This is a genomic window from Cupriavidus sp. P-10, assembly GCF_003402535.2.
In the GTDB taxonomy this organism is placed as follows: Bacteria; Pseudomonadota; Gammaproteobacteria; order Burkholderiales; family Burkholderiaceae; genus Cupriavidus.
Map to the genome: position 1 here is coordinate 1,605,051 of NZ_AP025172.1, position 12,136 is coordinate 1,617,186.

The 12,136-nt window shown below is 62.0% G+C and carries 11 protein-coding genes; 4 read left to right on the forward strand and 7 right to left on the reverse strand.

Features of this window, described 5'->3' with window-relative positions; genetic code table 11:
* Window positions 1-388: 388 nt before the first annotated feature.
* On the forward strand, window positions 389-1,096 hold the full coding sequence (locus tag CTP10_RS37400; protein WP_116318351.1) for a LuxR C-terminal-related transcriptional regulator: 708 nt from the start codon (window positions 389-391) through the stop codon (window positions 1,094-1,096).
* Window positions 1,097-1,165: 69 nt separating this feature from the next.
* Here the strand turns inward: CTP10_RS37400 and CTP10_RS37405 are convergent, their stop codons facing one another.
* Entirely contained in the window at window positions 1,166-1,435 is a 270-nt protein-coding gene (locus tag CTP10_RS37405; protein WP_334223332.1) for a Zn-ribbon domain-containing OB-fold protein, read from the reverse strand.
* Window positions 1,354-1,566, reverse strand: coding sequence for a Zn-ribbon domain-containing OB-fold protein (locus CTP10_RS41485; protein ID WP_442875254.1), 213 nt, complete (start codon window positions 1,564-1,566; stop codon window positions 1,354-1,356). The genes CTP10_RS37405 and CTP10_RS41485 overlap by 82 nt, the downstream gene beginning before the upstream one ends.
* A gap of 121 nt (window positions 1,567-1,687) precedes the next feature.
* Here CTP10_RS41485 and CTP10_RS41490 point away from each other — a divergent pair, with 121 nt between their 5' ends.
* A complete protein-coding gene (locus CTP10_RS41490; RefSeq protein ID WP_411860295.1) occupies window positions 1,688-1,741 on the forward strand; it encodes a hypothetical protein in 54 nt (17 codons plus the stop codon).
* A 150-nt stretch (window positions 1,742-1,891) separates the two neighbouring features.
* Here CTP10_RS41490 and CTP10_RS37410 read toward each other — a convergent pair whose 3' ends face one another.
* The 4 genes from CTP10_RS37410 to CTP10_RS37425 all read right to left on the reverse strand — a co-directional run bounded on the left by CTP10_RS37410 (window position 1,892) and on the right by CTP10_RS37425 (window position 7,578).
* Window positions 1,892-2,647 (reverse strand): transcriptional regulator, encoded by a 756-nt coding sequence (locus CTP10_RS37410; RefSeq protein WP_233528001.1) that lies wholly within the window; start codon window positions 2,645-2,647, stop codon window positions 1,892-1,894.
* An 824-nt stretch (window positions 2,648-3,471) separates the two neighbouring features.
* Window positions 3,472-4,593 (reverse strand): hypothetical protein, encoded by a 1,122-nt coding sequence (locus CTP10_RS37415; RefSeq protein WP_116318353.1) that lies wholly within the window; start codon window positions 4,591-4,593, stop codon window positions 3,472-3,474.
* A 179-nt stretch (window positions 4,594-4,772) separates the two neighbouring features.
* Window positions 4,773-6,476: a hypothetical protein gene (locus CTP10_RS37420; RefSeq protein WP_116318354.1), complete on the reverse strand. Its 1,704-nt coding sequence runs from the start codon at window positions 6,474-6,476 to the stop codon at window positions 4,773-4,775.
* Window positions 6,477-6,756: 280 nt separating this feature from the next.
* Window positions 6,757-7,578 carry a transcriptional regulator gene (locus CTP10_RS37425; protein WP_116318355.1) on the reverse strand — a complete coding sequence of 274 codons (822 nt, stop codon included), beginning with the start codon at window positions 7,576-7,578 and terminating at the stop codon, window positions 6,757-6,759.
* A 654-nt stretch (window positions 7,579-8,232) separates the two neighbouring features.
* On the opposite strand from CTP10_RS37425, the gene CTP10_RS37430 reads away from it, so the two are divergent.
* On the forward strand, window positions 8,233-9,612 hold the full coding sequence (locus CTP10_RS37430) for an undecaprenyl-phosphate glucose phosphotransferase (protein WP_116318356.1): 1,380 nt from the start codon (window positions 8,233-8,235) through the stop codon (window positions 9,610-9,612).
* 64 nt (window positions 9,613-9,676) lie between these two features.
* A complete protein-coding gene (locus CTP10_RS37435) occupies window positions 9,677-10,828 on the forward strand; it encodes a glycosyltransferase (protein WP_233528002.1) in 1,152 nt (383 codons plus the stop codon).
* Between the two features lie 21 nt (window positions 10,829-10,849).
* Here CTP10_RS37435 and CTP10_RS37440 read toward each other — a convergent pair whose 3' ends face one another.
* The gene (locus tag CTP10_RS37440) at window positions 10,850-12,136 is read right to left on the reverse strand and encodes a hypothetical protein (RefSeq protein WP_233528031.1); all 1,287 of its coding nucleotides are present in this window, start codon (window positions 12,134-12,136) and stop codon (window positions 10,850-10,852) included.

The following is a 12,136-nucleotide window of genomic DNA, read 5'->3' on the forward strand; positions in this document are numbered from 1 at the left end:
CGTTCCTATCGGGACTTCGTGCACAGGCAGCGGGCGCTGCCAGCTCGTTCGCCCCGTCAGGCTCTCTTTTTGTCCCGGAACGTGTTGTGTCAGAAACAACACGACACACCCGGGAAAACCCCTACTTCCGCGCTTTTGACCCCTAAATCTTTGTGTTTCTGTTGGTTGCGCAACGGAAGTCAGGCGAAATTTACGCTGTGCCACTTGGACACGACAATACCTGTAATCCGGTATTTTCAGTCGATCGCGCAAAGTTGCCGGGAACGTGGCAGGTTGATGACATCCAAATACCCAATTTTGGGTATTCTAAGAGCGATGCAACTGTGTCAATTTGCTGGCCGCGGCGTGGACAGCAAAGTATGGTTCGCCCGGTAACCCTCATTTCCACATGAATCCAACGATTGCCAACAAGAAGCCTGCACTGTCGGGAAGCCTCTTGCTGGTCGGCCACGAAAAACGCATGCGCGCCCGCCTCTGCGCGATCCTCTCGGATCTCGCCTACACGGCAGACGCACTCGCCTGCACCAGTTGCCCCGACGAAGTTAATGCCCTGCTGGTCGAGCGCCCGTTCGACATGGCCCTGGTCGACAGCAGCATGTCCACGGTTAATGGCATAGACCTGATCCGTGCGATGCATGCGCGCGATCCGCGCCTGCCGATCGTGGTGATTTCCGATCCGGCCGCCGAAGCCGACGTAATCGGCGCCTTGCGCGCCGGGGCCAGCGGCTACCTGCTCAAGGAGAGCGACGACACTGAACTTTCGGTTTGCCTGCGCAGTGCCCTGCGCGGCGGCATGCCGATCGATCCCTTTATCGCCAGGCTTGTGCTGCAGTCGCTGGTAGCTGCCGAGCCGCAAGCCGCCTGCAGCCCGCCGACCGGCCGCACCCGCGCCGCAGCCAGCGGGCCGCTGAGCGCCCGCGAGCTTGATATCTTGCGCTGCATCGACCGCGGCGCGACCAACCGCGAAATCGCCGCCGCGCTGTCGCTGTCCAAGTTGACCATCGAGTCGCACGTCAAGAACATCCACAAGAAGCTGGGCGTCAAGACGCGCACGCAGGCCACCTTTGAGGCGCGCCGGTATGGGCTGCTGAACTGAGAGCCCATTTGAAAATCCCTCTTCCGCTGCCTTGCAGCTTGCCGTAGCGGAAGAAGCGCGCTGGGACGCCTAGCCAGCGCCTCCTGTCGCCGGTGCGGGCACGATCCTGAACTTCGGCAGCGTGACCGTCTCCGTGACATCGTCAAACTCGACCGCGACGCGCTGCCCGATACGGACTTCCCCCGGGTCGTTGCAGACGATGTTGGTCATCATCCTTGCTCCCTCATCGAGCTGGACGATGGCTACCACATACGGCGTCATATCCTTGAACGCGGGGCCGCCGGCCGCCGCGCGACGGTATAGGTATGGATCTCTCCCAAGCCGGTGGCCTCGCTCCATTCGACCTCAATCGAATGGCAATGCGGACAGATCACGCGCGGGTAAAAGTGGTGGCGCGCGCAGCTCAGGCAACGCTTGAGCAGCAATTTCCGGCCGCGCAGCGCTTCCCAGTAGACGGCATCGACCCTCAACGCCGGGCGTGCGGGATTGCTGCAGTTGCTCCGGGACAGCGTACATCGCTATGCCGTGCAATTCGATTTTTGACAGTGTCATGCCAGTGGTCACAGAAGGCCTGGCGGACTGGCGTCGGATGTGCGCAAAGCCTGGTTCGAGCATGGCAAGACGCTTATAGGTCAGCTCAACTGACTGCTTCCCCTCCGCTGAGCAAAAAAAAAAGCACCGCGCTAACGGTGCCTCCAATGGGAAATTCAAATGAATGAAGTGCGGGAATTGTGTCAAATAGATTGACTCGAGAAAACTGAAATTTTTTTACATCAGTTTTTTCCTGGTGTAGCCCTAGGCAAAGGTTTCGCAATTGCCCGCCCGCGCTTCCCCCGTACGACATCCAACTGCCTCGGCAGGCAGCCTCATCTGGTATGGCTCCGGCAAGCGCTCTGGCCGCGCCGGCGGTGTGTGTTCGACGGCATCGAGATCGACACAGTGCTGGAAGTCGCTCTCTGCCAGGCACGTACCCAGAAACTTTCCGAACGCATCGAGTTGAACCTGCGACGTCATTCCGGCGCTACCGCCGATGGCCGGGCAGATGATCCACGTCGTGCCGTCCTTGGTGAAAAGGCGCAGGCGCCTTACCTGGTCTGCAGGCTGGAGTGCATACTCTTCGCTGGCCAGCCCGCCTAGCGAGAATGCTTCGATGTATTCGTCGGTATGGCGATGGCTCAGGCAAATGACCGCCTTCGGGCGCCAGCGGGCGCGAGTCTTGCCGAGGAACCGGAAGCGCTCCCCATCTCGGCACAGATTCAGGTAGCGCGACTGTGGGATAAGTTCAGGCTGGCCGCGGAACGCCTTGGACCACGTCGTTCGCCCGTCGACATGGGCAGGCAGTGGAAACAGGCTGAGCCTGAACTCGGCACCCCGTGGCGAGTAGAGATGGCGCCAGTAGTATTGTTCCCAGTCGTTGTCCCCGAGCCGGACGCGCAGCGCTTCGGCGCGCGCTGCGGCCATGATGCGTGCCACGCACTGATGGCCGAACCACTTGCCCATGTCTTCCCGGTGCTGGTGGCGGAACACGGCGTCCCAGGCGGGTGGTGCCATACGCGGCTCCAGCGGTGCCACGAGTGCCTCCGACCACGCAGGGCTTCGGTCGCATATCCAGACGGGAGCCCTTGGATTGCCTCCTTCCATGCCAACGTAGGAGGCAAAATAACGGTCCAGTTCCTGGCGCGCGAACACCTGTGAATGCTGCATATTATCCCTTGCTGCTTGGTGGGACCCCCGATAATCAATGCCACGGCATGCCGTCGCCTCGGGGGCGAACGTGCTGCTGTGGTCTTTCACAAGTCTTTATTGCGCAGGCAGGGTGCGAAGGATTCAATGCGCCACCAGGGCGGCATCCATGCGCCGATCGGGTCTTTTCAAATGCCCGGAACTGCCCGCTTGAATGACGGGGCTAGACTCGTACTCGCATGCGGCCCCGCCTGACATGAAAATCCAGTCATGGCGCGGCGGAGTACAACCAAGACGCGAGAGGAAACTGCGAGCCGGCGTTATCCTGTAATCAGGATAATTCTTTCCCTTATTTGAACTTTGCCATGGAAAAAACCGCCTTCCTTGGCATTGCACGCTCAGCGACGATTGCCGCTAACGATGAAGTTAATATTCATCCAAACGTGCAGATCCGCGACTTTCATTCCACTAATATAACTACCTATATCTTTTTTCGATTGAATTAATTCTAACCAAATCTTCCTGATTTAGGAATTTCAATCTTCTAAGGTCTGACATAAGTGGTCTTGCTGCGATGCAATATTTTGGGGAATTTCTGTTTTCGATCCCCTCACCAGAGGGGATCGAAATGTGCCCACAGGCCCTGGGGCGCAAGCTGCATCAGTGCTGCAAAGACCTTCAGGATCTCAAATTCAGAACCCGGAGAAGCGGATGCCGATCGAGCCATAGCCGTAGTTCCGATCCAGCTTGCCTGCGGTCGTCGCGTTATAGAGGAATGGGATAGTGCCGACGAAGTTGTACATCGACGCCTGGCCGCGCAGGAACACCTCCACGTTCTTCACTACCGCATACGATAGTTCCAGGCCCAGCGTATGGTTGGAGCGGATCGGCGAGTTGCCATAGGTTTGCGTGCGGCTATCGACATTGCTGCGCAGCAGGTACTGGAACTGGTATCCAAGCCGCGCCGAAAATCGCTCGTACCTCCAGCGCCATGAGCCGCCCAGGTTCAGATAGCCGGCCGTGTAGTTGAAATCGTCGTTGAAATTCAGCCCGAACTGGCTGGCGTCGACCGCGAAGGACGCCGACTGCAGGGTAGCGTTGCCCACGTTGCACGGCGCGGCCAGTTGGCCATTGGCGAGATTGTCGGAGCCGATGGCAACATTGAAATTGCAATTGCCTCGCTGCAGGCGCGTATTGATGCTGCCGATCGTCACGCGGCTGATGCCGAGCCCGATAAAGCCGGTGAGCTGGTTGCGCTCGGTCAACTCGCCGGAGAAGATGACGTCCGCCTGGGCCTGGACATCATTCGCGTTATTCACAGTGAGGCTGTTGAACGTCGTATTGCGAACCAGCACTGGCGACGAGCGGTTCAGGCTGCCGGAGTGGTCGCCCCATAGCGAGAAGCGCAGCATGATGCGATCGCGAGCACCGGGCTCGGCCAGCGGGTCGTAGTGCATCGCCAGCATCCAGGTATCGATCTGGTTGTGGTCTTGCCCGTAGTCGATGCCACGGCGCCAGTAGGTGGCCGACCCCGACCAGTGCGGCGAGAATTTATAGCCCAGCATCAGTTTGCCACCGCGATAATCGCCGGCGTTCTCCGACACAGGCCCCTGCCGCCCGCGCAGGTTGAAGACATCTACCGTGCGATCGACCATGTCGTAGCTGGCCTCCACCCGCACCGAGGTGAATTCGCCGGTGGTGGGCTCGGCTTGCATGAACACATCGTCCGGGGCCGCACTGGCCGCACCCGCGCACGACAGGCCCAGCACGAGGGCGCAGGCGTGGTCAAACCGGCGCTTGCGTATCAGCTGCATAGGAAACTCCGAGGCCACTGGGCAAGCCTCATGCGTGGCGCGCTCCGCGGAGGCGCTCGACGCAGACACAAAAGGAACCCGGTCACCCGCGGCACGGCCTTGAGACACGTGTTCGGATGCCCGGGGGCCGGGCCCTTCCCCATCCGGGCGGAAGGCACCCCGGCGCCACTACTCGCCGGTCACGGGTTGAGCGTAACCGTCGTCTTGAGGCCGTCGCCGACCACCATCTCGGAGTCAGTCTTCACCAACGCCGTCTTGGCGAACTCCACGCCGCCGTTGACCAGCATGCCCAGCCTCACATCCCTGCCGTTGACACCGGCAGTTGTCGCAAACGTCACGGGGAACGTGCTGACCGCCTTTGGCGTGAGCGCGTCAACCTGCGCCTGGCTCAGCGCGCCAGCAGACCGGAGCTTGCCGAGGAACACCGTGAACGGCAGGTTCAGCGAGCCGCCGTTGGCGCTGGAGAACAGATTGTCGGCGACGCTATTGGTCAGGCTTGCCGCGGCCGACAGGTTGCCGCTGATCCGGAACGAATACGCGGTGTTGGCCGGCACCACCGCATCCACCAGTTGCGACCCGTTAAACGTCAGCGTCACGTTCTCGATGATGACATCGACCTGATTGCCGCCGTAGGTATAGCTAAGCCCGGCGCGCACTTGCGACGGGCCGCCGTTGAACGCATCACCATTCTGCGTCAGCGCGACCTGGATCGCGCCCAGCGTGCCACCCGTGGCCGAGATCGTGTCGGTGATCGGGTAAGCCACGCCGTTGATCGTCAGGTTTGACAGCAGCAGGGAGTTGTTCAGCCTGACAGCATTTGCCACGTTGTTGATTGCGCCGACACTCACCGCGCTGCCCAGGCCCACGGCCGCCTGCTGGATCTCGGCGGTATTGCCGGTCGACACGGCATCGCCGAGTTCAGCCAGCCTGGTCGTGTTAGATGCATCCGTCAGCCCGTCAGTCGTCACTGCCTGGACCAGCGCCGTGGTCGTCGTCGACTGGGCGCTTGTGCTCACGATATTGAGCGATCCGCTCTCCGTCAGGGCCGACAACGTCTCGGCGGGGCTGCTGCTCAGATCGACGGCCTCCAGCGCCGTGCTCACGCTTGTTACCTGGCTCGTGATCACCGGGGCGGCCAGTGCGGCCACATTGGCTGCCACGGCGCCAATGTCCGACTGCAGGCTGGCGGGCAGGCCGGATTGGGCGTTTTGTACAGCGCTGGACACCACGTTCGTAACTAACGCGCTACTGGTCAGATCAGCTGTGCCCGACGCGCTGGCCACGGCGCCGGCGACCGCCTTGGAGGCCGCTGCGGCCGTATCCGCGGGAGTAAGCGTTCCGCCAGTGCCCAGACCCGTCAGTGTCTTGGCGACGTGGTCGACCAGTTGCTGAACCACGACCGCCGCCCGCAGCGCGGTGGCGTCCTGCATCGGGTCGAGCGTAGCCAGATCCTTGCCTGCCAGGCCGAGCCCCGTCGCGAGCGGTACGGCCTGGCCCGAGCCGAGTTGGACCGCCAGCGTGGTCAGCGGCGAGACCACCTGAATCACGCCCTCCCTATAATCCAGCGCTTGTGCCTGCAGCACCCCGGTGAACGGCTGGTTGGTACCGATATCGGTGCCGCCGGTCACTCTCAGCGCGCTCTTGGTGCAACCTGCCGGGAAGGTAAAGTCTCCGGTTGCATTCGTGGCCACGGTCTTGTTGTCGCAATCGAGGAAGGTGACAGTCGAGCCGGACAGGTAGAAGTCCACGGCCTTGCCACTCACGGTCGCAGAAGGCTGGGAAGGGGGAGGCGGATCGTCACCGCCGCCACCGCATGCAACCAGCGTTGCTGCGGCGCCTGCCATGATGCCAAGGATGAAGATGTTCCGGGTTTTGGTTTGCACGCTGCTCTCCTGAGATCGATACTTCGATACAACGAAACATGGTGGGGAATCCTGTGACGGGATACTCCCGCGCACAGCCTCCAGCGACCTACGCTGCCTCTGGTGCCACGCACGAATTTGTGAGCGGATCCTGCAGCAGCCGCTTGCAAATCGCGGCAGCACGCAGATAAACGCATCCACCAAACCGTGTCACCCCTACTTGGCGGGGGAAAGCCAATCCGTTGCCGGCGCAGATCCCGCTGACAGGCCGGCGCGATCAACGACCCACGCTCGCCATGACTCATGACGGCCTCGCTACCGGTTCGACTTCGCCAGTGGAGCGCCCGGGAAAATCGTCCGGCAGCAGCCAGCGCGTGATGTACTGCCCCATCGCGTCAAGCAACACATCGGACATCAGTCCCGCTGCGCCTGCCAGGGGCGGACAGATGAGCCATGTGGTGCCGTCTCGCTCAAGCACGCGCAAGGTCTTGGGCTGATCGGCGGGCTGCAGCACGTGGTCGGTCGCGCGCGCCTTCGCAAGGGCGAACGCCTGCACGAAGTCGTCGGCGTGCCGCTCGCCCAGGCAAATCACCACCTTTGGCTTCCAGCGTCGGCGCATCGCATCGATGAAGGCGAAGCGCCGACCATCGCGGCAGAGGTCAAGGTAACGCTGCCTGGGCAAGAGCTCCGGCTGGCCGCGAAACGCCTTCGACCACGACGTCTGGTTGATCAGGCGCGTGGGCAGCGGAAACAGACTGAGCTTGAACTCGGCGCCGTGCGGCGCGTACAGATGATGATCGAAGTAATGCCTCCAGTCCTGCTCGCCTATGGTCTTCTTGAAGACCTGTGCGCGCGCTGCCGACATGATCCTGGCAATCTTCTGGTGTGATTGCCAGCGCTCCATGTGATGGCGATACTTGTAGCGGTATGCAGCATCCCACGCGCCAGGGTGAGCATGCGGAACCAACGGGGCCAATAGCGACGGCCCGCTTTGATGCGGGGCGCTATCGCAGAACCACACTGCAGCGCCCGGGTTCCCGCCTTCCATCCCTACGTACGACGCGAAATAAGAATCCAGCTGCTCCCGCGTGAATACCGTATGTGGCACTGTCTTCTTTCTCATTTCTTTACCGCGGTTGAGTGAAGGATGCCCGGATGCCGAGCCGCATCAACTTGCCATGCGCATCCCACGAACGTCGGCGGTCCCGAATCTGCTCGCGAACTTTTTTATTCTCACCCCCAGTGCGAGGGGTGCGCTGCCCTCTCGCTTCCCTCCTTGAGCGGGGTAACGCTCAAGTCAGTTGCACGGCATCTTCGCGCGCGAAAATCGACGAGGGCCATCGCGAATGGCAGGGGACAGCTTCAACCCAAAGGCAACCCGACCAAGCCCGCGCTTTCCCTTCTGACGAAGGGTACCGACGCATTTCGCTGCACCGCACTATTCGCTCCTGAAAACACGGAGCACGCCGGGGCCATCAGCGCACCGGCAGTAAGAGAGCGTTGCAATTCCATGGACGGCCCTCAAGGATGCGGCCAGTGGCCGGTCAGCAGCTGACCGCTGCCACGCCATGGAACCGGCTGCCGCGAAGCAGTCCCGCACGACTCTGCTCTGTTCACACCATGAGCATGCGCAACGACGATGCATGCCAACGTGACGAGCCTGGCCGCCACGATGCGCGGACTGCAAGTTCGGAGGAGACAACAAGGGCATGGGCACTCGCTTGAGCGCCCATTACTCGAACGCTTCTGGGGGAAGCAATTGGGTATCTATCGCGATATGTTTGCCAGGCACCACGATCAGCTCGCGCTGATGGCTCGCCTGCTCGACGCCGGCGCCATCTGGCTTGCGGCAATCCTGGCCAGTGAAGTGCGGTTTGCCACTGCGCACGCGCCGATCCACCAGTTCATCCAGTACTTTGGCTGTGCGATCGCCTTCATCGTGCTGCCCGGGTTCGACGTCTACACGTCCTGGCGTGGCCGCAGCCTGATCTCGCTCGCTGCGCGCCTGCTGTCTGCATGGAGCCTGGTCTGGCTGGTGAGCCTGCTGCTGACCTACCTGCTTCACCAGGCCGATTCCCTGTCCCGCTTGTGGATGGTGTACTGGTACGCGTTCTCGCTGGCCGGCCTGCTGGGCTTGCGTGTCGTCAGCCGTGCCGTGCTCAACCTGCTGCGCGTTGCCGGTGCCAACAACAAGCGTGTGATCATCGTGGGTTTCGGCCGTACCGGTCAGGAGATGTACCGCCGCGCGACCGCCAGCCACACCACCGGATTCAAGATCAGCGGCATCTATGCCCCGGAAGGCGAATCCACGCCAGAAGGACGGCACCGCATCACCGACAGCGCCCACATCGCCGATTTCGCGCGCGAGCGCGGGATTGCCGAGATCTGGCTCACCCTGCCGATGAGTGAGTATCGCCTGATGCAGGAAATCGCCTTCTCGTTGCGCAACGACTTCATCGACATCAAGTGGATGCCGAGCGTGCTCGACTTTGACCTGCTCAACCACAACGTCGGCAATTTCCTGGGCATGCCCGCGGTGGAAATGAACAAGCCACCCTCGCTCGGCGTGCGGGGCACCATCAAGGCGATCTTCGATCGAACCTTTTCCGCGCTGGTGCTCATCGCGCTGTCGCCGCTGTTCCTGCTCATCGCCATTCTGATCAAGCGCGACTCGCCGGGGCCAGTCTTCTTCAAGCAGGAACGCCTCGGCATGGATGGGCGCGTGATCCACGTCTATAAGTTCCGCAGCATGAAGGTGCATAGCGAGCACGGCGTGGTCACGCAGGCCACCAAAGGCGACAGCCGCGTGACGCCAATCGGCGCCTTCCTGCGCCGTACCAGCCTGGATGAACTGCCACAGTTCATCAACGTGCTGAAGGGAGAAATGAGCGTGGTAGGCCCCCGGCCCCACGCCATGGCGCATAACAACATGTACAAGGAACAGCTGGACTTCTACATGCTGCGCCACCGCGTCAAGCCCGGCATCACGGGCTGGGCCCAGGTCAACGGCTATCGCGGCGAGACCGACACCCTGGACAAGATGGCCAAGCGGGTGGAGCACGACATCTTCTACATACGCAACTGGTCATTCTGGCTGGACCTGCGAATCATCTTCTGGACCGCGTTCCGGGGCTGGGTGGGAAGCAACGCTTACTGAGGCCAGCGACCACATCCCGGACAGGCAAGCCTATGCGCAATCCGATGCGCCCCTGAAACGCACCTTGATACACACCCTAAGACGCACCTTAATACGCAACCCAATGATCAAAGTCCTGCATGTGACCGAGTGCCTGGGCGGTGTCGAGACTTACCTCCACCTGCTGGCATCCCATATCAATGTCGAGAACATCAGCTTCCACTTTGCCCTGCCGAAGCAATGCTCCATCTCGGCCATTGCAGAAGCGCGCAACTTTGGAGTCAGCTACGTGCCGATTCCCCGCAAGCTCGAGCCGGTGAACGACTTGAAGGCGGCGCTCAGGTTGCGGGCGCTGGTCAAAAGCGTTGCGCCGCAGATTGTTCACCTGCACAGCTCGAAAGCGGGACTGGTGGGTCGGCTGGCGTGCGTCGGATTGAACGTGCGCGTTGTCTATACTCCCCATGCCTATTACTACCTCGGTCTGAGCGGGATCAAGCGGCGCGTGTTCCTGATGGCGGAGCGGTTGCTGCATCGTCTGACGGACGCGGTACTGGCGACCTCGCCGTCGGAGCGCCATCGGGCCATCCACGAGGTTGGGCTGCCGCAAGAACGCGCACATTCGATACTGAATGCCGTGGAGCCACGACTGCCGCCGGCCGACAGGCGGCTGGCTCCCGGCGTCAAGCGCGTGATCATGGTGGCGCGCATCAGCCGGCAGAAGAACATTCCCATGTTCCTCGACGTGGCCAAGCTGTTCCAGGGACGCGCGGATATCGAGTTCATGCTGGTTGGCTACGGCCACTATGAGGATGACCGGGCTACGCTCGATGCACTGCTGCAAGAGCGCCGCCTGGTCGAGGGCAAGGATGTGACGACCATCGCGTGGATGAGCCGCTCCGATCTGCTGGCGTTGATGGGTTCCGCCGCAGTCGTGGTGCTGACCTCGCACTACGAAAGCTTCGGCTACGTGCTGGCGGAGGCCAATGCCCTGGCCATCCCGGTGGTCGGCACCGACGTCGACGGCATCAAGGACATCATCGTCGATGGCAGCAACGGCTTCATCGTTCCGGCTGACGACGCCCCCTCCATGGCAAGCTGCATTGATGCCATCGTCGGGGACGCCAGGCTCTGGCAAACCATGTCCGAGCGAGCCGCGTCTCGTGCGACGTCCGAATTCAATATCGTGACCCAGGCCAGGAAATTCGAATCCTTCTATTCACGCGAAGTCCTTGCCTAGCGCGGCCACCGACTCTGCTGGTCAGGGCGGCACCGCGCCGCCTGGCAAACTGACCAGCAGAATCGCCCCATTGGGAAGCTCAGCATCGGCCTGCCGCACCGCCGGGCAAGGCCGCGCCCCGGTGGACGTCCCCAAGGCCCGGACCTTGCACCCCTCCGCCCTTCCTTTGTCCAGTTCCTCAAGCATCATGGCCTTGCTTTGTGGTCCCCAATAGATGCGGTGGACCGCGTCCTCCTTGCGCAAGGACAGGACGAAGCTTCCGTTACGCTCGCGCCACTCCGCATCCTTCGCACCAACAAGGACGCCCAGCAAATCGCGCAGCATGGCGATGACGGGCTTTTCCGACCCATCCGCCCGTAGCAGGCCGAAATTTGCCTCTCGGTCCCACCGGGCCTCGCCCCGATCGCGCCACGCGTAGATGCCCAGCATGGGTACTTCGGCAATGACGCCGGAAAGCACCTGCCTGGCGATCAACGCGGCCTGCGTTGCCTCACTGCGCACCGGAAGGTACGAGGCATAGCCCCATTCGCTGACAATCAGCTCGGCAGACGGACGTGTTGAGTTGCGGACCCGGCCGCTCAGTTGCCGATAGTCCTGCACGAGCGTCTCGGGCATGGCCCGGTATGGGTGAATGCTCAAGCCCTTAAAGCAGCTCAAGCGCGGATCTGTCAGCCAGCGGGAGAACGACAGCTCCGCGGCCGGGTTCTCTGGCTTCGGCAGGCGCGCAAGACCGAACAGGTAAAGAGATGGCAGCGGAGCGATGCCCTGCTGCGCCAGCACGTCGCAAATCCTGCCGGCGGTCGAGATCAGCCGTGAGATGGGTACCGAGGGATGCAGGAAGGTCCGGTTGTCCGGCTCGTTCCAGAACTCGTACGACAGATCCGGCCCGTTGTTGCGCCGCATGAACTGGACCGCGAACTCGGCGAACCTCGCCTCATTCGCGTCACTCGAACCGTCTTCGCCAGTATCCCCCCAGATAAACCGTCCGCCGTAAAGCGTGACCAGCAGGTGCAGGCCGGCCTGGCGCGCCTGGCCAATGACCTGCAAGTAGCGCTGCGGCGTCAAATGGCCCCGGACCACCTCGGGCCGCACGCCGAAGCGCACAAGCGAGAATCCCATGCTCTTGATCGTGGCCAGGTCGCGATAAGACACCGTGGCGGGATCGATCTGCACGGCAAAGGCCGGCATCGACGCAATCCGCCTCGGCGCCTCGTGCAGTTCGGCGTGCGCCTGCTGGCAAAGCGACAGACCAGACACCGCCACGTGCGCCGCCAGGGCCAGCGCGCGCGCCCACGCACGGCCGCGCAC